The sequence below is a fragment of the Megasphaera massiliensis genome (assembly GCF_036305205.1).
Taxonomy (GTDB): domain Bacteria; phylum Bacillota; class Negativicutes; order Veillonellales; family Megasphaeraceae; genus Megasphaera; species Megasphaera massiliensis.
The window spans coordinates 1-23,961 of sequence record NZ_JAXIXE010000043.1; the positions used below are offsets into that span (position 1 = coordinate 1).

Here is a 23,961-nt window from a genome sequence, read left to right on the forward strand (position 1 = left end):
ACTTTCAATTCGCCACGTTCAACACGGCCCGTAGCAACAGTGCCGCGGCCGGTGATGGTGAAGACGTCTTCGACCGGCATCAAGAACGGCTGGTCCGTCGGACGCTGCGGGGTCGGGATGTATTCGTCAACGGCATCCATCAATTTGAGGATGGACGGCGTGCCGATTTCGCTGTCGTCGCCTTCGAGAGCTTTGAGAGCGGAACCTACAACGATAGGTACATCGTCGCCGGGGAAGTCATAGGAGCTGAGGAGATCGCGAACTTCCATTTCAACGAGTTCCAACAGTTCCGGATCGTCAACCTGGTCAGCTTTGTTGAGGTATACAACGATAGCCGGTACACCGACCTGGCGAGCCAAGAGGATGTGTTCACGAGTCTGCGGCATCGGGCCGTCAGCAGCGGATACGACGAGGATAGCGCCGTCCATCTGAGCAGCACCGGTGATCATGTTCTTGACATAGTCAGCATGGCCCGGGCAGTCAACGTGTGCATAGTGACGGTTGTCCGTTTCATATTCAACGTGTGCGGTGTTGATTGTAATACCGCGTTCACGTTCTTCCGGAGCCTTGTCGATATCGGCATAGTCTTCGAATTTAGCGTAGCCTTTATCAGCCAAAACTTTGGTGATAGCTGCCGTCAATGTCGTTTTGCCGTGGTCGACGTGACCGATCGTGCCAATGTTGACATGCGGTTTGGTTCTTTCAAAATGTTCTTTAGCCATTTGTTGTTCCTCCAGTGTGAGTAAATTATATTAGGCGATTAGCCTTTTTCACTGATGACTTTTTCAGCTACGTTCTTAGGAACTTCTTCGTAGTGGTCAAAGGTCATCGTATAAACGCCACGGCCCTGCGTACGGGAACGCAAATCCGTTGCATAGCCAAACATTTCTGCCAGGGGTACGAAGGCGTTGATATGTTCTGCACCGGAGCGCATTTCCATACCTTCGACACGACCACGGCGGGAGTTGAGGTCGCCGATGACGTCGCCCATGTATTCTTCAGGAACGACAACTTCGACTTTCGTGTACGGTTCGAGGAGAACCGGATCGGCTTTGCGGGCGCCTTCTTTAAAGCCCATAGAACCTGCAATCTTGAAGGCCATTTCCGAGGAGTCGACTTCATGGTAAGAGCCGTCATATACGGCAACTTTGATGTCAACCATTGGGAAGCCTGCCAAAACGCCTGTTTCCATAGCTTCTTTAACACCAGCTTCGACAGAACCGATATATTCCTTAGGAATAGCACCGCCAACGACTTTGTTTTCAAATTCGTAGCCTTTACCCTGTTCCTGCGGAATGAGTTCGAGCCAGCAGTCACCATACTGACCACGGCCGCCGGACTGACGTTTGAAGAAGCCGCGGGATTTGATTTCTTTGCGAATCGTTTCGCGGTAAGCAACCTGCGGTTTACCGACGTTGCAGTCTACCTTGAATTCGCGGGACATACGGTCGACGATGATATCCAAATGGAGTTCGCCCATACCGGAGATGATGGTCTGACCCGTTTCAGCATCGGTCTTGACTTTGAAGGTTGGATCTTCTTCAGCCAGACGAGCCAGGGCAATGCCCATTTTTTCCTGGTCAGCTTTCGTCTTCGGTTCAACAGCAACGGAAATAACCGGATCGGGGAATTCCATCTTTTCGAGGATGATCGGATTCTTTTCATCGCAGAGCGTATCACCTGTCGTCGTATCTTTTAAGCCTACGATGCCGCCGATATCACCGGTATAAGCTTCTTGAACTTCTTCACGGTGGTTAGCGTGCATACGGAGGATACGGCCGACACGTTCTTTTTTGCCTTTCGTCGAGTTGTAGACGTAGGTACCGGCTTGGAGGGTACCGGAATAAACTCGGAAGAAGGCCATCTTGCCAACGAAGGGGTCAGCCATGATTTTGAAGGCCAAGGCAGACAAAGGAGCCTTGTCATCAACAGCACGGGTTTCTTCTTCGTCCGTGTCGGGGTTGGTGCCTTTAACAGCCGGAATATCCAGCGGCGACGGCATGTAGTCGACGACGGCGTCGAGGAGCATCTGAATCCCTTTGTTCTTGTAAGCAGAACCGCAGAGGACCGGGAAGATTTTATTCGTGCAGACGCCCTTACGGATAGCTGTTTTTAATTCGTCGATGGAGATTTCTTCCCCTTCGAGGTATTTCATCATGAGTTCTTCATCGGTATCGCAAACAGCTTCTACCATGATATCATGATACTTTTTAGCTTCTTCTAATTCGTCTTCCGGGATGTCAACGACTTCGATTTCTTTACCGAGAGCATCATCATAGATTTCAGCTTTCATGGTAATGAGGTCGATAATACCGCTGAACGTCGATTCAGCACCGATCGGGAGCTGAATAGCGACGGCATTGGCCTGAAGACGGTCTTTCATCATTTCGACAACGTTCAGGAAGTCAGCACCGGTCGTATCCATCTTATTGACGAATGCGATACGGGGAACATGGTAATGTTCAGCCTGACGCCATACCGTTTCCGACTGCGGTTCTACGCCGCCTTTAGCGGAGAAGACAGCAACAGCGCCGTCGAGTACGCGCAGGGAGCGTTCAACTTCAACCGTGAAGTCAACGTGCCCCGGGGTATCGATGATGTTGATGCGGTGGTCTTTCCAATGGGCTGTCGTAGCAGCAGACGTGATCGTAATGCCGCGTTCCTGTTCCTGAGCCATCCAGTCCATGGTAGCAGCGCCGTCATGAACTTCACCGATTTTATGAACTCGGCCGGTATAGAACAGAATACGTTCGGTTGTCGTGGTTTTACCAGCATCGATGTGAGCCATGATGCCAATATTTCTCGTTTTTTCCAAAGAAAATTCTCTTGGCACGGTTTTTTCCACTCCTCAAAAAATAATAAATATCGTAAATTACCAACGATAATGAGCGAAAGCTTTGTTAGCTTCTGCCATTTTATGAGTATCTTCCTTTTTCTTGATAGCAGCGCCTGTGTTGTTGAAAGCGTCCATCAATTCGCCAGCGAGCTTTTCTTTCATCGTACGTTCGCCGCGCTGACGGGCATAGCTGACAGTCCAGCGGATGCCGAGGGACAAGCGACGGTCTGCACGTACTTCAACAGGAACCTGGTAGTTAGCACCGCCGACACGACGAGCACGGACTTCCAGGACAGGCATAACGTTGTTGAGAGCCTGTTCAAATACTTCCAAAGGATCTTTATTCATTTTCGAACGGATGATGTCGAAAGCATCATAAACGATGGTTTCAGCGACACCTTTTTTGCCGTCCAACATAACTTTGTTGATGAAGCGCGTTACCAATTTGGAATGGTACACCGGATCCGGCAGCACATCACGCTTCGCAACGGGGCCTTTTCTTGGCATGTCTAATTCCTCCTCTATATTGTGTATGTCATCTGTTTCATCTTAATGGTAAGTCTTATTTACCTTTTTTTGCGCCGTATTTCGAACGGGACTGCTGACGATCTGCAACGCCAGCTGTATCCAAAGCACCGCGGACGATATGATAACGTACACCAGGAAGGTCTTTGACACGACCGCCTCTGATTAATACAACACTGTGTTCCTGTAAATTGTGACCAATGCCAGGAATATAAGCTGTTACTTCGATAGAGTTCGTCAAGCGAACACGGGCAACTTTACGCAGAGCCGAGTTAGGTTTCTTCGGCGTAGCAGTGTATACACGAGTGCAGACACCACGTTTCTGCGGGCTGTTTTTCAAAGCCGGCGCATTCGATTTGGTTAAAGCAACCTGACGTCCTTTACGAACTAATTGGCTGATTGTTGGCATATGGGCACCTCCTCTCCAAACAATTAGATTTATAATGTAATCATCAACGAGCAGAGCTCATAAGATGATATTACCAAAAGTTATTTCAACAAGCCTACGGCCGCTGCTTTTACTTTGATATGGCAGGCCACTCCCAGCTCTGCCATGGTATAGGTGCGGTCGACAGGAATGTCAGCCCCTTCAGATGCTGCAATAAGCGGGGCTACGACTTGTTCATCACAGTCCTTGGCGATGAACAACTGTGTGACTTCGTTTCGTTTCATTGCCTTCAAGGTTTGCTTGGCTCCGACAGTTTTGCGGACACCGGCAGCTACATCTAAGCTCACGAAACCTCACTCCTTACGTCTTGCAAATTAGGCGCAATGCACGCATTGCGACACTTAGATATTTTATCATCACGATAATTATCTGTCAATGAGTTTTTTGGTAAAAACTGCGTAACCAGTACATCTTTTATTACACGCGCCCATGTGATTCATATCATTTCGGATAAACTTCCGATACGCCAAAATCAGTCTGCTCTTTAAAAATAAAAAAGAAGCCCTCTTGCGAGGGCTCCCTTTCAACCTTAGTGGCCGGCTTCCGGTGCTTCAACAGCACTTTCAGGGGCATCTACGGGATTGCCGTCTTCATCTTCATAGCTGATGGAGGGGACGGTCTTTACTACTTTTACTTTGCGGTAGCGGCTCATGCCGGTCCCTGCCGGAATGAGTTTACCGATAATGACGTTTTCTTTAAGGCCTAAGAGCGGATCGACCTTACCTTTAATAGCCGCATCGGTCAGGACACGAGTCGTTTCCTGGAAGGAAGCAGCCGACAGGAAGGAATCCGTTGCCAGGGCGGCCTTGGTAATCCCCAGCAGCATCGGTTTGCCGATAGCGGTCTTGCCGCCGTTGTTGGCAATGCGCTTATTCATATCTTCAAAGATATTGACGTCGATATAATCGCCCGGCAATACATCTGCATCTCCGGCTTCTTCAATCTTCATCTTGCGCAGCATCTGGCGAACGATGACTTCGATGTGCTTATCGTTGATACCAACACCCTGTGATTTGTATACCTTCTGTACTTCGTATACCAGGTAGCGCTGTGTTGCTTCGACGCCCTGGATACGCAGGATATCGTGGGGGTTGATAGAGCCGGCCGTAATACGGCTGCCCTTTTCGATGACATCGCCTTCATGCACGACGAGATGCGAACCGAAGGGAATGGTGTAACTCCGTTCTTCGCCGTCTTTCGAGAGGACGTGAACGATGTTGATGTCGTGATGGTCTTCTTTTTCCGTAATCGATACGGTACCGCTGATTTCCGTGACGATAGCGTTGCCCTTCGGCTTACGAGCTTCGAACAGTTCTTCGACACGAGGAAGACCCTGGGTAATATCGCCGGCCGATGCGACGCCGCCCGTATGGAAGGTACGCATCGTCAGCTGTGTACCCGGTTCCCCGATGGACTGAGCAGCAATGGTGCCGACCGATTCGCCGACATTGACCTTGCCGCCGGTACCGAGGTCGCGGCCATAGCACTTGGCGCAGACACCGTAACGGCTGTGGCAGGTAAGGACGCTGCGGATCCGGACGGTATCGTAATATTTAGCAATTTCTTTCGCCTGGTCGGCCATGATTTCCTCATTGAGGGCTACGATGACGGCACCCGTTTCCGGGTTGACCAGGGTTTCAGCAGCCGTACGGCCTTCGATCCGTTCTTCAAGCGGTTCGATGACGCCGTTGCCTTCGACGATGGCCGTGACTTCTACGCCGCGGATATCGTTGTTGCGGGCTTTGACTTCTTTGACATCACTGTTCAGGATGCGATCGATGGCATCTTCCGTAAGGGGCGTGCCCTTCGCGCAGATTTCAATGCCATTGGAGTCGATGACGGCTTCTTCGATGGTCTTGCCAAGCATGTTTTCCGCCATGGATTTGCGGATAGCTGCCCGGAAACCTTCTTCCGGTGCGCCGAGGGAAACCGTTTCGATGACGTTGGTATGATTGAGGTCATCGTTGATATCCATCTGGCTGCCGCGGAGATAGAGTTTCGGAACCTGATGTTCAATGATTGTATCCATGTCATCGTTGGTCAAGAGGTGTTCTGCTTCAAATACGGCTTCACCCGTTTCCGGATCCACGGCTTCACGAGCCAGGACGCGGCCGATGAGCTTATCTCGAAGGAGGTTGACAGCCTGGCGGCAGGAGCTTGCCAAGCGGGCCCGTTCGCGGACGAGATCGATGCCGAATACGTCGCAGTCGTCTTCGCGGACGATGACATCCTGGGAGACGTCGACCAGACGACGAGTCAGGTAACCCGAGTCAGCCGTACGAAGAGCCGTATCCGCCAACCCTTTACGGGCACCGTGAGACGAGGTGAAGTAGTCCAGTACGGACAGGCCTTCACGGAAGTTTGCCTTGATCGGCAAGTCGATGATACGACCGGACGGGTCAGCCATCAGGCCACGCATGCCGGCAACCTGGCGAATCTGCTGTTTATTACCACGGGCACCGGAGTCAGCCATCATGAAGATCGAGTTGAAAGGATCCATGTTATCCATCATGACTTCCGTAACATCATCGGTCGCTTTTTCCCAAATAGCACAGGTTTTGCGATACCGTTCATCTTCCGTAATGAGACCGCGCTGATACATCTTGGATACGTTCTGTACCTGTTTGTCAGCAGCGCCGAGGATATCCCATTTTTCTTCCGGAATCTGAATGTCGGAAATGGCGATGGACATACCGGCCTGACGAGCGTAGTGGTAGCCGATAGCCTTAATATTATCAAGAAGTTCTGCCGTCTTGGTGTTGCCAAAGAGGTGGAAGCAGGCATCGACGAGTTTGCCGATTTCCTTCTTGCTCATGAGGACGCCGAGGCAGTCGACGTCGACATATTCTTTACCTTCTTTGAAAGCAGCGACAGCATCTTTATCGATTTTATGTTTCGGAAGCGGGCGAACGGCCATGAGGTCGACACCAAAAGCTTCTTTCAACTGGGAGAAACCATAGTCCAGGATATGACCGTCGGCATCTTTCACTTTGATGAAGTGCGTCCAGTCGATAACGCCGTTTTCATAGGCAAATACGACATCCTGAGGATTATCGAAGACCATAACCTTATCCGTATGGAAGAGGCGCAGCGGTTCGTAGATCTGGTAGTTGTACAAGAGTTTGCCTGCCGTCGTTTCAATGAGGCCGTGGCCCGGGATGCGGACTTTGATCAAGGCTTCAATGTCGATGACTTTGGCATCGTAAGCAAGCATGACTTCATCGTAATTGGAGAAGATCTTGCCTTCGCCTTTCGCAGACGGTTTAACCAAGGTCAGGTAGTAGGCACCGAGAACCATGTCCTGTGTAGGAACAGCAACCGGCTTGCCGTCTTTCGGAGCCAGGATGTTGTGCGACGACAACATGAGCGTCCGAGCTTCGGACTGGGCTTCTACCGACAGCGGCAGATGGCAGGCCATCTGGTCACCGTCGAAGTCGGCGTTGAAGGCCGTGCAGACCAGCGGATGAAGCTTAATGGCCCGACCTTCCCAAAGGACCGGTTCAAAGGCCTGGATGCCCAAACGGTGGAGTGTCGGGGCACGGTTCAAGAGAACCGGATGTTCCTTGATGACGTCTTCGAGGACGTCCCAGACTTCATTGCTGACGCGTTCGACTTTTTTCTTGGCGTTTTTAATGTTGGTGGCAATTTCTTTTTCGACGAGCTTCTTCATGACGAAGGGCTTGAAGAGTTCCAGTGCCATTTCCTTCGGAAGACCGCACTGGTGCATCTTCATTTCCGGGCCGACAACGATAACCGAACGGCCGGAATAGTCGACACGTTTCCCGAGCAAGTTCTGACGGAAACGGCCCTGCTTCCCTTTCAGCATATCCGAAAGAGATTTAAGGGGACGATTGCCGGGGCCCGTAACGGGGCGGCCGCGACGGCCATTGTCGATGAGGGCATCGACGGCTTCCTGAAGCATGCGTTTTTCATTGCGGACGATGATGTCCGGCGCACCCAATTCAAGGAGGCGGCTCAAGCGGTTGTTTCGGTTGATGACCCGGCGATAGAGGTCGTTCAGGTCAGACGTTGCAAAACGGCCGCCGTCAAGCTGGACCATGGGGCGCAGTTCCGGCGGAATGACCGGAATGACGTCCATGACCATCCATTCCGGTTTATTGCCGGAATGACGGAAGGCTTCGACGACTTCCAGGCGGCGGATCGCGCGGACGCGGCGCTGGCCCGAAGAGTCGCGGAGTTCATCGCGCAGCTCTTTATCGAGCTGGTCGAGGTCGAGCCCCTGGAGGAGCTCTTTAATCGCAGCGGCACCCATGCCGACGCGGAATTTATCGCCGTACAAGTCGAGATACTGGCGATATTCCGTTTCCGTCATCAGCTGCTGCTTCTGGAGAGACGTATCGCCCGGATCGAGGACAATGTACGAAGCAAAGTATAAGACTTTTTCCAGCGAACGGGGCGAGATATCGAGAATCAAGCCCATCCGGCTGGGAATGCCTTTAAAATACCAAATATGAGAAACAGGTGTAGCCAGTTTAATATGGCCCATCCGTTCACGACGGACTTTGGCGCGCGTGACTTCGACGCCGCAGCGATCGCAGACGACACCTTTATACCGGATACGTTTATATTTACCGCAGTGGCATTCCCAGTCCTTCGTAGGCCCAAAAATGCGTTCGCAGAACAACCCATCCCGTTCCGGTTTTAATGTACGGTAGTTGATCGTTTCTGGTTTCTTGACTTCCCCATGAGACCATTCGAGAATCTTTTCGGGCGAAGCAAGGCCAATCCGCATGGAATCGAATTCATTCACATCAAGCACTAATACCGCTCCCTTCTATCGACTCGTTATTCATCATCGTCAGTAGTATCATCATCGTCAGCCTGTTCTGCTTCGGCAACGGCATCGAGGCTCATTTCGCTCATGACGTCATCTTCGTCGCCGTTGGAAACGGGTTCCTGATCGTCATCTTCGCCGTTTTCATCACTGCCTTCAGCAGGTACTGCCGGAGTTTCCGGGCCATTTTCACCTTCCATGACGCGACGGAGTTCGTCGTTCTTTTCCGGTTCGGTTTCATCGTCTTCGTCAAGTTCCTTGATGACGACTTCATCGCCGTCTTCATTGAGAATCTGGACATCGAGGCCGATAGCCTGGAGTTCCTTGAGGAGTACCTTGAACGATTCCGGCACACCCGGTTCCGGAATGTTTTCGCCTTTGACGATCTTTTCGTAAGCCTTGACACGGCCGACGACATCGTCAGATTTAACCGTAAGCATTTCCTGGAGGGTATAGGCTGCGCCGTAAGCTTCCAGAGCCCAAACTTCCATTTCCCCGAAACGCTGACCGCCGAACTGGGCTTTACCGCCGAGAGGCTGCTGCGTAACCAAGGAGTACGGGCCTGTCGAACGAGCATGGATCTTGTCGTCGACGAGGTGATGCAGTTTCAGGAAGTATGTATAGCCGACAGTGACGCGGCGATCCATCGGTTCGCCCGTACGGCCGTCATAGAGGACGGACTTGCCGTCACTGGGGAGACCTGCGATTTCGAGTGCATTAAATACGTCTTCAGCCTGAGCGCCGTCAAAGACCGGTGTGGCAATATGAATCCCGGCAACATCCGGTTTCGGCATGCCGTACTTATCAAAGTCATAACCGGCAGCACGCAGTCTTTCTTCCAGACCCGGATCCATTTCCTTGATCTGCTTGCCCAATTCATGGACAGCCCAGCCAAGGTGAGTTTCCAAAATCTGACCGATATTCATACGAGACGGTACGCCCAAGGGGTTCAGGACGATCTGGACCGGCGTGCCATCAGGCAGGAACGGCATGTCTTCCTGGCGCATGACGCGGGAGACGACACCTTTGTTCCCGTGACGACCGGACATCTTATCGCCTTCGTGGATCTTACGTTTCTGAGCGATGTAGACACGAACCAAACGGGTTACGCCGGGCGGCAGTTCGTCGTTGTTTTCACGGGAGAATACGCGGACGTTGACAACCTTGCCCGATTCCCCGTGGGGAACGCGCAGGGACGTATCACGGACTTCACGTTCCTTGTCGCCGAAAATAGCGCGCAGGAGACGTTCTTCCGGAGTCAGTTCCGTTTCGCCTTTCGGCGTAACTTTACCGACCAGGACGTCGCCGGGGAATACGTCGGCGCCGATCATGATAATCCCGTTTTCATCGAGGTTCTTCGTGCTTTCTTCGCTGACATTGGGGATTTCACGAGTGATTTCTTCAGAGCCGAGTTTCGTATCGCGGGCATCGCATTCATATTCTTCAATATGGATAGAAGTATAGAGGTCGTTCTTCGGCAATTCTTCACTGAGGAGAACGGCGTCTTCGTAGTTGTAACCTTCCCAAGGCATGTAGGCTACGAGGATGTTATAGCCAAGGGCTAATTCACCGCCATCAGTTGCCATGCCGTCGGCCAGGACCTGACCTTCGGTAACGACTTCGTTTTTGTAAACCAAAGGACGCTGGTTGATGCAGGTACTCTGGTTGGAACGAACAAATTTAATCAGTTTATACGTATCGATCGAGCCGGAATCAGTACGGACTTCGATGGTATCACCGGTAACGTGGGATACGACGCCGCTGTGTTTTGCCAGGACGCAGACCCCGGAGTCACAGGCTGCCTTGTATTCCATCCCGGTCCCGACGAGCGGAGCCTGGGTACGGAGGAGAGGAACAGCCTGACGCTGCATGTTCGCACCCATGAGGGCACGGTTAGCATCGTCGTTTTCGAGGAAGGGGATCATAGAAGTACCGACAGATACGACTTCCTTCGGCGATACGTCCATGAAGTCGACGCGGTCAGCCCGGAATTCACGAGTATCTTCACCGTGACGGCAGGCAACGCGTTCGTTGACGAAATGGCCGTCTTCGGTAAGCGGTTCGTTGGCCTGGGCAATGACGTACTGTTCTTCTTCATCAGCCGTAATATAGTAAACCTTTTCCGTTACGACGCCCGTTTCTTTGTCGACGCGGCGGTACGGAGCTTCAATGAAACCGAATTCATTGACCTGACCGAAGCAAGCCAGGGAAGAAATGAGGCCGATGTTCGGACCTTCCGGCGTTTCTACCGGGCACATGCGGCCATAGTGCGAATGGTGGACGTCGCGGACTTCAAAGCCTGCGCGTTCACGGGACAAACCGCCGGGACCAAGGGCGCTCAGACGGCGTTTATGTGTAATTTCAGCCAAGGGATTGGTCTGGTCCATGAACTGGGACAGCTGGCTGGAACCGAAGAATTCTTTAATGGCGGCTACGACAGGACGGATGTTGATCAGGACCTGCGGCGTAATGCTTTCGGCATCCTGAATCGTCATGCGTTCGCGGACGACACGTTCCATACGGGTAAGGCCGATACGGAACTGGTTCTGAAGGAGTTCGCCGACGCAGCGCAGACGACGGTTGCCCAAATGGTCGATATCATCGACAGTGCCAAAACCATCCATCAAATTGAGGAGGTAGCCGATGTGAGCGATGATGTCTTCGCGGGTAATCGTCCGGTGATCATAAGGCAGATCGCTGTTATTGCAGATGACCTTATAGACAGAGCCATCCTGCTTTTCAACGAAAGCTTCTACTAAACCGCCGCCGTCACCGAGGGGGGCATCGGCTGCGATTTCACGGTGGAATACACCGCTTTCGCGGATTTTTTCAACTTCTGCCGAGCCGATTTCCGTATGAGCATCGACGATGATTTCCCCCGTTTCCGGATTGACGATCGGTTCGTGAAGGGTCAGGCCGAAGAGGCGGCGTTCCCAACCGAGTTTCTTGCCGGCTTTATAACGGCCGACGCGGGCCATATCGTACCGACGCGGATCGAAGAACAACCCTTCAAAGAGGTTGCGGGCGCTTTCAACAGTCGGCGGTTCACCGGGGCGAAGTTTTTTATAGATTTCAATTAAGGCTTCGTCCTGATTTTCCGTCGTATCTTTTTCAAAAGTAGCCTTCAGGCGTTTGTCGTCGAAAAAGAGGTCGAGGATATCCGAATTGGACGCCCAGCCCAGGGCACGGATGAGAACCGTAACCGGAATCTTACGGTTGCGGTCAATGCGGGCATAGATAATATCGTTAGCATCGGTTTCGAGTTCGATCCAGGCGCCGCGGTTCGGAATGACCGTCGAATTGTAAAGGCGGATGCCCATCGGGTCAATTTCACGACCGTAGTACACACCGGGAGAACGAACGAGCTGACTGACGATAACGCGTTCTGCCCCATTGATAATGAACGTGCCTGTATCAGTAATCAGAGGGAAGTCACCCATGAATACTTCCTGGTCCTTAATTTCACCTGTTTCGTGGTTGACAAGACGGATCTGGACTCGGAGCGGTGCGGCATACGTCGTATCGCATTCCTTACATTCACGAATGTCGTACTTCGGTTCCCCTAATTTAAAACCCTCAAAGGATAAAGACAGGTTGCCCGATGCATCTTCGATAGGAGAAATGTCTTTGAAGATATCTTTAAGTCCCTTTTCGAGGAACCATTCGTAGGATTTATTCTGTAAATCCAACAAATGAGGCATTTTCAAGACCTCGTTAATCTTAGCATATGTGTATCGAGTCCTTTTCCCTACTTGTACAGGTTTGAACATGCTGATTCTTCACCCCTTATAAAAAGTAAACCATTATAATCGCGCCAAGCGCGTCGTTAAGCGCTTCATAAAGCGACAAAAAAGCAAGGCTCTTAGAGACATTGAACCTTGCTTAATTTTTTGCTCACCGGAAGCGTTTCCTCCATGCATCTCATAACATCAATTGAACATTCTGCAATGAGTTATTATAGCATACAGAAAATCTTCCGTCAATATTAAATTTTAATGAATTCAGAAAAACGGTTTACGGCTGAACGCGTGCCAAGGTGTACTTCTTCTTGCCTTTGCGGACGATGACAAATTTCCCGTTTGAATTCTTATGGGGTTTTACGATTTCATCGAGGCTGGTAACTTTGACGCCGTTAATGGTGACAGCTCCGTTATTAATGTCTTCACGGGCCTGGCGTTTCGACTTATAGATGTTGGCATCGATGAGCCAGTTGACAACGTCCTTGTCTTCGTTGGTAACGTCGACGGTCGGCATCTTGCCAAAGGCCTGTTCGAGTTCATGTTCCGAAAGATCGGCGATGCTGCCATGATAGAGGGCTTCCGTAATATTCTGGGCTTCCTTCAAGGCTTCCGGGCTGTGAACGAAGGTCGTGACTTCTTCCGCCAGACGGCGCTGAGCCAAGCGTTTTTCCGGTTCTTTTTCAACGGCTTCGGCCAAGGCGTCGATTTCTTCTTTGCTGAGGAAGGTAAAGTATTTCAAATATTTGATGACGTCGGCGTCGTCCTGGTTGAGCCAGAACTGATAGAATTCGAAAGGCGACGTCTTTTCCGGGTCGAGCCAAACGGCACCGCCGGCAGTCTTGCCGAATTTCGTTCCGTCCGATTTCAGCATGAGGGGAATGGTCAGGCCGAAGGCTTTGGCTTCGCTGCCGTGCATCTTTCGGATCGTGTCGATGCCGGCCGTAATGTTGCCCCACTGATCGGCACCGCCGATTTGGAGCTGAACGTCATTGTTTGAAAAGAGGTGTTCAAAGTCGATGGACTGGAGAATCTGATAGGAAAATTCGGTGAAGGAAATCCCCGCTTCCAGACGGCTGGCAACGACTTCCTTGCTGAGCATGATGTTGACGCTGAACAGTTTGCCGTAGTCGCGAAGGAATTCAAGGAGGCCGATTTTGCTGAGCCAGTCATAGTTATTCACAAAGGTGATATTCTCTGAATCACCGAAGAGGTGCGTAAACTGGGCTTTTAATTTTTCTGCATTGGCCTTGATGGTATCAATAGTCTGCAGCTGTCGTTCCGTCTTACGACCGCTGGGATCACCGATGGTACCCGTACCGCCGCCGATGACGACGAAGGGATGATGACCGGCATTGGCAAAGCGCTTGAGCATCATAAAGGGAATCAAATGACCGATATGCATGCTGTCGCCCGTCGGGTCAACGCCGCAGTAAAGAGAGATGCTCTTTTCTTCCGTCAGTTTCCGCAGCCCTTCTTCATCTGTCATCTGATTGACGGCGCCGCGCCATGACAATTCATCAATGATATTCATCGAATTCGCTCCTTTATTATAGAAAATGATAAGATACATTTCATTATAGCTATGGCCGTCCGTTCCGTCAATGAAGATTCCTTTAAATATTTTCCTATTGGGCCGTTTTTTCTAAAATGACGCCTTGGCGGTAAGCCTGTAAGAGAGCCTTTAAGTCATCGATCATTTGAAGCAGCTTTTTCCCGTTATCCGTGTCACCAATCATGACTCGTTTCGGTTCCAATTCGACCTGCGTCGATTCCGAGTCGATGTCGACGTTGTTCATTAAAGCTTGGTAAACGTCTTCAAAGGGGTAATGGGATTTGATGCGGATGCCGTGGGAATTAAAAATCAATGTATAGCCGGCAATCCCCGTCGATCCCTGATAGGCCTTGCAGAAGCCCCCGTCGATGCATATTTCCTTGCCTTCAGCTCGAACAGGGCTTTCGCCCTTCTTGACCTTAACCGGGGTATGGCCGTTGATGATGTGACCCTGAGGCGAATCGATGCCGAATTCATGGAGGATCTTGATGCATTCATCCTTATCTCGGTTCAAGTGGTAATAGGCATTTTGCGGTTCTTTCCAGGTGGATTCATCGACGATATAGCTTCGTTCAAGTGTCTTTACGATGCGTCCCGATACGGGTGAGTCGGCGCCGCACCACAGATACCACATGAAGTCCAGGCTGTCCATATCGCGCTGGTCATAGGCCTTGCGGATCATATGCTCGATCTTATCCATAAAGGCCTTGCCCTTATACGGTTTGCCTTCGAGATAGACCTCTTTAAAACTGCCGTCCGGATTGAGGGGCAGACCGCCGTGGAACAAGAGATTGTTGTTCATGCAGCGATACAGTGACCCATGGCTGTAAAGGAATCGGATATGACGCTGAAGGCGTTCGCTTTCGAGAAATTCCAGTTGAATATCGTTCATCAATTGGTGTTCTTCCGGCGACAAAGTATACGGATCCGCGGAATTTACCGTCGGAAAATCCTTGGTCTTCAGTTCGTAAGTCTTACCGTCTAAATCAACAGTCCCTTTTTCCCAATCGAATTTGTGGAACATGAGCCGGTCATCCATATTATAGTCGGGATGGCGATAGATCGTTTGTCCTTCCAGTTTAGCTACGATGACATTAATGGCTTTGACCATCGGTTCGATGCCATCATTTTCCTTATATGTCTCCATAGCAAAGAGGGCAAAGGGACGTAAACTGATGCCATAACCGTTTTCCAATATTTCCATATTATGGTAACGAATGTTATTGCGCAGGACGTTGGCAATGCAGGCCAAATTGCCGGCAGCGGCGCCCATCCAAAGGACATCGTGATTGCCCCACTGAATATCGAGCGAATGGTGTCCCATCAAGGTATCGACGATTTTATCAGCATGGGCCCCGCGGTCATAGATGTCACCGATGATGTGCAGGTGGTCTACTGCCAGCCGCTTGATGAGGGCCGCTAAGGCATAGATGAATTGCCGGGTACTGCCGGTCTCTAAAATCGTATCGAGGATTTTCCGATGATAGACCAGCTGGTTCTGGTCCTCGTCGGGCTGGGCATGAATCAATTCGTCGATGATGAAGCGGAAGGCTTCCGGCGTGGCCTTACGCACTTTAGACCGTGTATATTTAGACGACAATAACTTAGCCAGGTCGATCATCCTTTCCAGCGTCGTCCGGGCCCATTCACTCGTAACCTTTCCTTCACGATAGAGCATATTCAGCTTTTCCTTCGGATAATAAATGAGGGTCAAAAGACTGTCCTGTTCGATTTTATTCATCTTATCCGAAAAAATCATTTCTACCTTTTCGCGAATGACGCCGGAGCAGTTATTTAAGATATGATAGAAAGCACCGTATTCACCGTGAAGGTCACTCATAAAGTGTTCCGTTCCCTTCGGCAAATTAACGATGGCTTGTAAATTAATGATTTCTGTAAAGGTTGCTGCCTGGGTCGGATAATCTTTGGCCAAGAGTTCTAAATACCGCAGATATTCAGCAGAATAGGTATCGTATGTCCCCATTTAAGTACCCCTCTTTTCATATAGTGTATGTTGTATAGCGTATTTATCTCTTATTGTATACCATCGACGCCAAAGTGACTAGATTTTTCTGCCCTTTTCGTCGATTTCAAAATGAGTATGAGCGCCCCTTGTTTATGTATCAAAATCATCTTACAATTAATTTTAATGCATAGATGTGCTTTAACCTGTTGAAACGTCCCTTCACCCCCTAAAAAGCCCTTGAATTTTCACTCTTTTTTTCGCATAGCGATAAAACAATGCCGCAATGGAAAAATATTTTCCGCATTGTGGTGTTTTCAAGACGAGAAAAACATGCTATTATGTAATCGTAGAAATCAGTTTTAGGTATAACTATTTTAAATGAGGTGACTACATTATGAACAAGTATTTGCAATCTGTTATTGAAAACGTCCGTGTCAAACATGCCAACGAGCCAGAATTCGTCCAGACCATTGAAGAAGTTTTGAGCTCCCTCGACGTCGTCGTCGAAAAACATCCGGAATATGAAAAGTACGACCTGATCAGCCGACTGGTCGAACCCGAACGGCAATTCACATTCCGCGTTGTCTGGGAAGACGATAACGGCAACTACCACACCAACACCGGCTACCGCGTCCAGTTCAACGGCGCAATCGGGCCCTACAAAGGTGGTCTCCGCTTCCAGAAAAACGTTTACTCCGGCATCATCAAATTCTTGGGCTTCGAACAGATTTTCAAAAACGCTTTGACCGGCCTTCCTATCGGCGGCGGTAAAGGCGGTTCCGACTTCGACCCGACGGGCAAGTCCGACGCTGAAATCATGCGTTTCTGCCAGAGCTACATGCAGGCATTATATCGTTACATTGGTCCCGATATCGACGTACCGGCTGGCGACATGGGCGTTGGCGGCCGCGAAATCGGCTTCCTCTTCGGTGAATATCGCCGCCTGAAAGGCACCTTCGAAAACGGCGTTCTCACCGGTAAAGGCTTCAGCTACGGCGGTTCCCGCATCCGTCCGGAAGCAACGGGCTACGGCGCTGTTTACTACCTCGAAAACGTTCTCCGCGACGACGGCCAGAATATTAAAGGCAAAACAATCGCCGCTGCCGGCTTCGGCAACGTTACCTGGGGCATCTGCAAAAAAGCAGCTGAACTCGGTGCTAAAGTCGTCACTCTCTCCGGTCCCGATGGCTACATCTATGATCCCGATGGCGTCGTTACTGAAGAAAAGATCAATTACCTCCTCGAAATGCGTAACAGCGGCCGCAACCGTGTACAGGACTATGCTGACAAATTCGGCGTAGAATTCTTCCCGGGCGAAAAACCGTGGGGCCGCAAAGCCGATATCGTTATGCCGTCGGCCATGCAGAACGACGTTCACATGGAACAGGCAAAACAGATTGCTGCTAACAAGGTTCGTTACTACATCGAAGTCGCCAACATGCCGACGACCAACGATGCCCTCCAGTTCTTGATGGAACAGAAAGACATGATCGTCGCTCCGTCGAAAGCCGTTAACGCCGGCGGCGTTGCTACCTCCGCTCTGGAAATGAGCCAGAACAGCGAACGCCTCGTATGGACGGAAGAAGAAGTTGACGCTCGTCTCCACGAAATCATGAACACGATCTACAAAAACTGCAAAGAAGCAGCTGAACGCAACGGTCTTGGCTACAACCTCGTAGCCGGCGCTAACATCGCTGGTTTCGAACGTGTTGCTGATGCAATGCTGGCTCAAGGCGTCTTCTAAGATACCTAAAACTGAATAGAGAGCCTGAAAAAGGACCTGTCACCTAGGTGGCAGGTCCTTTCTTGCATACTCGATCAGATAGAAAAATAACGCACGGCTTATACGCGGACGGCAACGTGGTCTTTGAATTCATCCATCATAGCCTGACAGCGTTTTTCATCATTGCCTAAGAGAATGGCCAAACGCCCCATGATTTCAGCACCGCGAAGGATGACCGGTTCAATGGACGGATCTTTTACGGCATTAGCTATCTCGACGGAGTGTTCCGGCATAGGCACGTCGCCCAATGCTAAATGAAGGTGGAGGGCCGGGCACTGGTGGCTGACGTTGCCCACATCGGAGCTGCCACAGTCCTTCGGCGCTTCGTAGGCGATTCCCATATCGGACAGGACTTGCTCCGCCGCCTTAGTTGCTGTTTCATTCCAGACCATATTGTCGAATTTGCAGCCCATCTGTTTAACGTCATACGTCGTTTCGGTTGCAATGGCCGCCCCTTCAAAGCATTTCATGACCTTGGCAACGACCGTATCGAGGTAGGCTCGTTCGCTGTGGCGGATACAGCATTCCACTTCAGCATAATCAGGAACGACATTCGAAGCTCTCCCACCGTCGACGATGTACGAACCGATTCGCGTTTCCGGCCGGACGTGCTGGCGCAGCATATCGATCCCGTGAAGGGCCAGCATGGCACCATTTAAGGCATTTCTTCCGTTCCAAGGTTCGCCGGCAGCGTGTGCCGTCTGTCCATGGAAGGCAATGCGATAGTCATCGAGGGCCAAAAAGTGAGAGTTGGCATTGGTCTTGGTCGGCGATATATGAACCATCACCGCCAAGTCATAGTCGTTAAACACGCCCTGCTCACACATGATGACCTTACCGCCGCGCAATTCTTCATCGGGTGTACCGATGAGGTCGACGTCAACGGGAAGGGCCTTCAGTTCCTTTAATGCGGCAGCGGCAAGAAAGCTCATGGCCCCGTTGGCCGAATGACCGCAGCCGTGGCCGACGCCGGGGAGGGCATCGTATTCCGCAAGGAGAGCGATTTTAAGGACAGCCTTTTCAGACCGGGACACGGCGGCCCGAAAGGCTGTCTTCTGGCCCGTAAAATGTTCTTCTACAGCCATGCCCAAACTCCGGCAGGCATCGATATAATGCTGACAAGCATGAAATTCTTCCCCGGACAGCTCCGGATCATTGACAATGGCATAATTCAATTGGAAGGCCTGTTCCTTATGGAGATCCAAGGCCGATTTCAAAGTAGAAACATGTTTCATAATAACGAGAAACTCCTTTTATCCGACGATAAACATATATAAGGGGATGACGACGATCCCCATGACAACGGTGATAAACGTGACCTGCGTCGAGTAACGGACATCGGCTCCGATGGACTTGGCAACGACCGTCATCTGGGTCATGGCCGGCATACTGGCCTGCATGGTAAAGACTTGGCCCGACATAGGCGTTACGGGAATGAAAGGCAAGAGGGCCAGTACACAGGCCGGACAGACAAGAAATCGACCGATTAAAGCACCGACGACGTCGCGGTCCCAATGGATATCAGAAAAGGAAATCCCGGCCATTTCAATGCCGATGACCAACAGCGACAACGGCGTTGCCATATTGCCGACATATTGGAAAGACGTGAGCAGGAAGTCCGGCAGTTTAATATTTGCCAGAACCAAAGCCAGGCCGATCAGAAAGCCCATGAGGGGCGGAGAAAAAACCTTTTTGATCGTCTGAGCGGAAAACAGGGGCATATTCCCCTTCCCGCCCTGACTGTCATTGACGATATGGTAAATGCCGAGAGTCCAAAACATCGTCGTATTGGCCATATAATAGAGCATGACCGAGGGCACACTCTGCGTACCAAAGAGGGCCAAATTGACCGGCAGGCCGATAAAAATCGTATTGGCGATAAAGAAACAGGTGACGAATACGCCCTGCCGTTCCCGGCGAATATGCAGCACCTTGGCAGCAATGCGGCCGACGATATAGGCCAGGAATATCGAGGCAAAGGGCAATATGAGATCCGGGGCAATACGAATCAAAGAGTCATGGGTAAAATCCTTTTCCATTTGACAGAGCATATACAGGGGCAGGCTGATTTTCATGACCAGTTTTGAAAAAACAGCGCTCATATTCGAGCCGAACCACCCTTTTTTTGACAGTATAACGCCGATGGCGATGATAAATAAAACCTCAAAAATTCCTTCTAATCCATGGAGCACGCCTTCCAAAAAATCGCTTCCCTTCTACAAATGGTATAACTCCGGCCGCCGGTCACGGAAGACATTAATCCGGCTGCGGAAACAATCGACGATGGACAAATCAATCGTTTCCGTAAGGACGGCATCGTCACTGCCGCCTTCCACCAAAACATTCCCCTGAGGATCGACCAGCAGTGAATGACCGCCGAATTTAAGTCGGCCACAGAAGCCGCAGCTGTTTACAGCGGCAACGAAAAACTGATTTTCGATAGCCCGGGCCCGGTTGAGGAGCTGCCAGTGTTCCAGCCGCTCTTCCGGCCAGGCAGCCGGCACGAAGAGAACCTTGGCTCCGGCTAACGCCGCCATGCGGACCCATTCACCAAAGCGGACATCGTAGCAGATGATGGAAGCCATAGTCACGCCGTCGAGAGAAAAAACATTGAGTTCCTTACCGGCCGTAAAGGCCTTATCTTCCTTGCCCGGAGTAAACAAATGGCACTTGTCATAAGAAGAAACAAGGCTGCCGTCTCGGCGGACAACGTACGTCGTATTATAAAGGTTCCCTTCATGACGACGGGCAATAGAGCCTCCTACGATATGTATATTACAAGATTTTGCCAGATCCTGTAAAAAAGCCTGTGCCAACAGCCCTTCTTCATCCGCTTTTTCTCGGACATCGGAGGGATAAAAAGACGTATCCCATAATTCCGATAAGACGGCGATATCGGCACCGTCCGCAGCTGCGGCCTGCACATGGCGGCGTGCTTGTTCAAAGTTCGCTTCCCGATCGCCGGGGACGATGGAAAATTGAATCAGTGAAATTCGCATAATTTCAGCTCCTTTCAAAACGTACAAACAGCATTGGCATCCAACCATACTAGCATTTAAAGATAAATATATTATAGAGGATGATCTCAAAAATAACAATTCCTTGCAAATCCCCGCTTCCCTTGTTATAGTTAAATTACTTTAATACGCAAAGAAGGGGTATCATGGAACAAGATGAAATGATGAAGGATTGGCTGGAAAACCTCATGGCCTGTCAATCTTGTCATCTGAGACAGGAAGGTAACCGCGGACCGACGCGATATACAGGAAATATCACATCGCCCTTGATGTTCGTCGGCGAAGGCCCCGGCGGTGTGGAAGATGAATACGGCGTTCCCCTCGTCGGCCCGTCGGGGCAGCTCCTCGACAAGGCCTTGTGGAGCGTCGGTTTGACCCGCGACCGGGTATACGTCACCAATATCGTAAAATGCCGGCCCAAGAACAACCGTACGCCAACCTTAGACGAAGGCCGTCACTGTGCCGACATCCACTTAATCAAAGAAATCGACATCGTGCAGCCAAAGGTTATCGTCTGTCTGGGAAAGGTCGCCTTCCAATACTTCTACGGCAAGGCAGCCAGTATCATGCGCAATCGCGGCAAGTGGTTTACCTGGCGAGGATATCCCGTCATGCCGACCTATCATCCGGCCTTTCTCCTGCGTCAGACCGGGCACGACCTGGTCGAATCGAAATGGCAGGTCTATTACGATTTCAAGGCTGCCGTTGAAAAAGCAAAAGCTGAAAATCCCGATTACACCTACCAGAGCCCGGAAAAAACGAATCTCTTAGAACAATACACACCACTGAAAGAAAGCCGAAGTTTTTGATTCAAGCCAAAAAGCACTGCCATCATCGCGTGATGGCAGTGCTTTTCGTTTGTCCTGTAGGTTTGCTGTACATTCGTAAAAACTACGCCAGCTCAGTCAAAATGCCGGTCATAGAGATGACTGTTTTCCAAGAATTCTTCAACCGTCGGGAAGCCGAGTTTCTTTAAGAGTTCGATGACGTAAGGATTTTCCATAGGAGTACGGGAGAAGGCCTGTTTCCCATAAGCCTGGACGTTAGCCTTGCCGTCTTCCTTTTTGATGATGGCACGAGGACCGCCGACGCAGCCGCCGATGCAGCCCATGCCTTCAAAGAAGTTTCCGTCGCGGTTGCCTTCCAAAATGTCGTTAATCATGGCCTTACAAGCCGGAACGCCGTCAGCCTTGCGGGTCTTGATGTCGACCTTGCGGTCGGGATCGAGCTGGTGCACCGTCGTCGTGACCGCTTCGGCAACGCCGCCTGCATAGGCATAGCTGATGCCGGCTTCGGAAGCGTGAGGTACGTTGTCTTCCGGCAGGGATTCCAAATCGATATCGGTTACAGAGAAGAAATCCTTTACTTCCTGATACGTTAAGACGTGGTCCACAGCACCGACCAAATCGGGTTCATTCCGTTCCGCTTTTTTAGCCAGGCAGGGCCCGATAAAGACTGTCTTAGCCTTGGGATGAAGGGCCTTTACGGTCCGGCCGCCGGCAATCATCGGCGATACGGATCCGGGAACGTTCGGCAAGAGCTGATGATAGAGCTTTTTAATCATAGCAATCCACATGGGGCAGCAGCAGCTCGTCAGCTGGAACTGATCTTCACTCTGAATGTTGCGATCGAATTCCAAGGCTTCTTTTAAGGTCAGGATGTCGGCAAAGACAGCGACTTCCAACATGCCCGTAAAGCCCAAGCGTTTAAAAGCTGTCCGCAGCTTGCCCATGGTGACATTAGGCCCAAACTGGCCGGCAACAGCCGGTGCGACCATGGCATAAATCGGTCCGTCGTATTCGTGAAGATCCTGAACGACGGGAATGATGTCCTTGCGGGTCTTCAAGTTGTCGAGCTTGCAGGCATCGACACAGGCCTGACAGCCGACGCACTGGCTGTCGTCGACTTCAACGCCTTCCGGGCCGCGTTTGATAGCCCCCCAATCGCAAGCATCTTCACAGCTGTGCGGTTCATCAGGAGGGCAGAGGCAGGGTTTTACTCGCCAAACCAGCGGATGGTCATCGGGATGAGCTAAACAATCGATCAATCTCGGTTCCCCTTCAACGCCAATAGGTTTCCCATCAGCTGCTCGTTTGAGCATTTGCTGATATAATTCATCTAATGTTTTCATACATAAACCCCCTTAAAGAGAATAACGAAGCCAAATCAGTTAGTTTCATTATAACAGATTTTTAAGGGGGCTGACAGTTTTTTTACTGAAATTTTAGTCTAAAGTCAAAAGTAATGCCATTTTAAACGGCCCATCGGCAGTTACGGCATGGCGGCCGTTTTTCGCAAAAGCAAAATTTTCACCGGCTTTAATCGGAAAATCCTTGCCTTCATAGTTGATAACAGCCTTGCCTTCAAGGGCGAAAATAAGAGCTTCACCCGGGGCGGCGTGTTCGGAAAGACCCGTTCCGGCCCCAAAGCTCATGACGACGAATTTCATCTTCGGCGACTGGATGATGTCGCGGTTGATGATTTTACCGTCCTGGCAGGGGACGAGATCGGCCAAAGAAAAGAGTTTTCCAGTATCGATATTCATAAGAGATTCCTCCTCAATCGTAATTTCAATATAGACGGCACCGCCCTGGCTTCTCATACCGACGGCAACACCTGCCGGTACGGCCACGACCTGCCCTGAAGGGACTTCCCTATCCCCAACCTCTCCATAAAGGGACAGGCTTCCGGAAAGGACATAAACGACCTTGGCCTTCTGATACGTTTCAGGACTGATATCCGTATGAGCGGCCAAAGAAAAATAAAACAAATGATAGTCGCGTTCATGGGCGACTTCCTTAGAAATCGTGCAGCCTTCTACAGGCAGATTCTCTTCCGGGATAGAAAAAACAACACCTTTTCGTTCATTCATCATGTATCCCTCCTTCTTATGGCTATAGTATACCTTTTGAGTAGCGTTTTAGCTGTTGTAAATCCAACAAAAAAAGAAGAAAATAGAATGTCCCCCAAAACACATCCCCCTGCGACCCATCTATAGAATCTGAAATCAAAGCTTTACAAAACGGGACTTTACTGTTAAACTGATATAGTAACTTAATATGTGCGGGTGTAATTCAGTGGTAGAATACGAGCTTCCCAAGCTTGGTACGAGGGTTCGATCCCCTTCATCCGCTCCATAGAAAAAGGGCTCACGACACGTCGTGAGCCCTTTTTAGTGTCCAATTTTCCTGAAACCGGATAACTTCATAACATAAGCTGTACCTGTTTAAACAAATAGTTTTAAAACATTTTCTATTTATTAATATATCGTTACTTTGATATATATATATATATATATA

The 23,961-nt window shown here is 50.5% G+C and carries 16 protein-coding genes and 1 tRNA gene; 3 read left to right on the top strand and 14 right to left on the bottom strand.

Features of this window, described 5'->3' with window-relative positions; genetic code table 11:
- The 9 genes from UCI88_RS09710 to UCI88_RS09750 all read right to left on the bottom strand — a co-directional run.
- Positions 1-722 (bottom strand): elongation factor Tu (locus UCI88_RS09710; RefSeq protein ID WP_330024185.1); only part of this gene is annotated, 722 nt, incomplete at its 3' end.
- A gap of 38 nt (positions 723-760) precedes the next feature.
- Positions 761-2,833, bottom strand: a complete 2,073-nt coding sequence (fusA, locus tag UCI88_RS09715; RefSeq protein WP_044505176.1) for an elongation factor G — start codon at positions 2,831-2,833, stop codon at positions 761-763.
- Positions 2,834-2,872: 39 nt separating this feature from the next.
- Positions 2,873-3,343 carry a 30S ribosomal protein S7 gene (gene rpsG / locus UCI88_RS09720; RefSeq protein WP_044505177.1) on the bottom strand — a complete coding sequence of 157 codons (471 nt, stop codon included), beginning with the start codon at positions 3,341-3,343 and terminating at the stop codon, positions 2,873-2,875.
- Positions 3,344-3,398: 55 nt separating this feature from the next.
- The gene (gene rpsL, locus UCI88_RS09725; RefSeq protein ID WP_044505178.1) at positions 3,399-3,770 is read right to left on the bottom strand and encodes a 30S ribosomal protein S12; all 372 of its coding nucleotides are present in this window, start codon (positions 3,768-3,770) and stop codon (positions 3,399-3,401) included.
- An 80-nt stretch (positions 3,771-3,850) separates the two neighbouring features.
- On the bottom strand, positions 3,851-4,096 hold the full coding sequence (locus UCI88_RS09730) for a ribosomal L7Ae/L30e/S12e/Gadd45 family protein (protein WP_044505179.1): 246 nt from the start codon (positions 4,094-4,096) through the stop codon (positions 3,851-3,853).
- Positions 4,097-4,338: 242 nt separating this feature from the next.
- Positions 4,339-8,589 (bottom strand): DNA-directed RNA polymerase subunit beta', encoded by a 4,251-nt coding sequence (gene rpoC, locus UCI88_RS09735; protein WP_065360578.1) that lies wholly within the window; start codon positions 8,587-8,589, stop codon positions 4,339-4,341.
- A gap of 26 nt (positions 8,590-8,615) precedes the next feature.
- Positions 8,616-12,374 (bottom strand): DNA-directed RNA polymerase subunit beta, encoded by a 3,759-nt coding sequence (rpoB, locus tag UCI88_RS09740; RefSeq protein WP_044505181.1) that lies wholly within the window; start codon positions 12,372-12,374, stop codon positions 8,616-8,618.
- Positions 12,375-12,618: 244 nt separating this feature from the next.
- Positions 12,619-13,875, bottom strand: coding sequence for a tyrosine--tRNA ligase (tyrS, locus tag UCI88_RS09745; RefSeq protein ID WP_256179800.1), 1,257 nt, complete (start codon positions 13,873-13,875; stop codon positions 12,619-12,621).
- 94 nt (positions 13,876-13,969) lie between these two features.
- Positions 13,970-15,880 (bottom strand): fructose-1,6-bisphosphatase, encoded by a 1,911-nt coding sequence (locus UCI88_RS09750; protein WP_256179801.1) that lies wholly within the window; start codon positions 15,878-15,880, stop codon positions 13,970-13,972.
- A gap of 376 nt (positions 15,881-16,256) precedes the next feature.
- Here UCI88_RS09750 and gdhA point away from each other — a divergent pair, with 376 nt between their 5' ends.
- Complete coding sequence (gene gdhA / locus UCI88_RS09755; protein WP_044505184.1) at positions 16,257-17,606, top strand: NADP-specific glutamate dehydrogenase; 1,350 nt, start codon at positions 16,257-16,259, stop codon at positions 17,604-17,606.
- Positions 17,607-17,704: 98 nt separating this feature from the next.
- On the opposite strand, the gene UCI88_RS09760 is transcribed toward gdhA, so the two are convergent.
- The 3 genes from UCI88_RS09760 to UCI88_RS09770 are packed head-to-tail and all read right to left on the bottom strand — an operon-like array spanning position 17,705 to position 20,644.
- Positions 17,705-18,880, bottom strand: a complete 1,176-nt coding sequence (locus UCI88_RS09760) for an amidohydrolase (RefSeq protein ID WP_256179802.1) — start codon at positions 18,878-18,880, stop codon at positions 17,705-17,707.
- 18 nt (positions 18,881-18,898) lie between these two features.
- The gene (locus UCI88_RS09765; protein WP_256179815.1) at positions 18,899-19,837 is read right to left on the bottom strand and encodes an AEC family transporter; all 939 of its coding nucleotides are present in this window, start codon (positions 19,835-19,837) and stop codon (positions 18,899-18,901) included.
- A gap of 24 nt (positions 19,838-19,861) precedes the next feature.
- Complete coding sequence (locus UCI88_RS09770) at positions 19,862-20,644, bottom strand: carbon-nitrogen family hydrolase (protein ID WP_256179803.1); 783 nt, start codon at positions 20,642-20,644, stop codon at positions 19,862-19,864.
- 164 nt (positions 20,645-20,808) lie between these two features.
- On the opposite strand from UCI88_RS09770, the gene UCI88_RS09775 reads away from it, so the two are divergent.
- Positions 20,809-21,471, top strand: a complete 663-nt coding sequence (locus UCI88_RS09775) for a uracil-DNA glycosylase (RefSeq protein WP_044505188.1) — start codon at positions 20,809-20,811, stop codon at positions 21,469-21,471.
- A 92-nt stretch (positions 21,472-21,563) separates the two neighbouring features.
- Here the strand turns inward: UCI88_RS09775 and UCI88_RS09780 are convergent, their stop codons facing one another.
- Positions 21,564-22,793 (bottom strand): [Fe-Fe] hydrogenase large subunit C-terminal domain-containing protein, encoded by a 1,230-nt coding sequence (locus UCI88_RS09780; protein WP_256179804.1) that lies wholly within the window; start codon positions 22,791-22,793, stop codon positions 21,564-21,566.
- 93 nt (positions 22,794-22,886) lie between these two features.
- Positions 22,887-23,537 carry a cupin domain-containing protein gene (locus UCI88_RS09785; RefSeq protein ID WP_256179805.1) on the bottom strand — a complete coding sequence of 217 codons (651 nt, stop codon included), beginning with the start codon at positions 23,535-23,537 and terminating at the stop codon, positions 22,887-22,889.
- Between the two features lie 188 nt (positions 23,538-23,725).
- On the opposite strand from UCI88_RS09785, the gene UCI88_RS09790 reads away from it, so the two are divergent.
- Positions 23,726-23,799: transfer RNA gene (locus tag UCI88_RS09790), tRNA-Gly, on the top strand.
- Positions 23,800-23,961: the final 162 nt, after the last annotated feature.

Excerpts from the sequence above, each read along its gene's own strand:
- rpsG (WP_044505177.1), bottom strand. The coding sequence starts at position 3,343 with ATGCCAAGAAAAGGCCCCGTTGCGAAGCGTGATGTGCTGCCGGATCCG.
- rpsL (WP_044505178.1), bottom strand. The coding sequence starts at position 3,770 with ATGCCAACAATCAGCCAATTAGTTCGTAAAGGACGTCAGGTTGCTTTA.
- rpoB (WP_044505181.1), bottom strand. The coding sequence starts at position 12,374 with ATGTTCAAACCTGTACAAGTAGGGAAAAGGACTCGATACACATATGCT.
- tyrS (WP_256179800.1), bottom strand. The coding sequence starts at position 13,875 with ATGAATATCATTGATGAATTGTCATGGCGCGGCGCCGTCAATCAGATG.
- UCI88_RS09750 (WP_256179801.1), bottom strand. The coding sequence starts at position 15,880 with ATGGGGACATACGATACCTATTCTGCTGAATATCTGCGGTATTTAGAA.
- gdhA (WP_044505184.1), top strand. The coding sequence starts at position 16,257 with ATGAACAAGTATTTGCAATCTGTTATTGAAAACGTCCGTGTCAAACAT.
- UCI88_RS09760 (WP_256179802.1), bottom strand. The coding sequence starts at position 18,880 with ATGAAACATGTTTCTACTTTGAAATCGGCCTTGGATCTCCATAAGGAA.
- UCI88_RS09770 (WP_256179803.1), bottom strand. The coding sequence starts at position 20,644 with ATGCGAATTTCACTGATTCAATTTTCCATCGTCCCCGGCGATCGGGAA.
- UCI88_RS09775 (WP_044505188.1), top strand. The coding sequence starts at position 20,809 with ATGGAACAAGATGAAATGATGAAGGATTGGCTGGAAAACCTCATGGCC.
- UCI88_RS09780 (WP_256179804.1), bottom strand. The coding sequence starts at position 22,793 with ATGAAAACATTAGATGAATTATATCAGCAAATGCTCAAACGAGCAGCT.
- UCI88_RS09785 (WP_256179805.1), bottom strand. The coding sequence starts at position 23,537 with ATGATGAATGAACGAAAAGGTGTTGTTTTTTCTATCCCGGAAGAGAAT.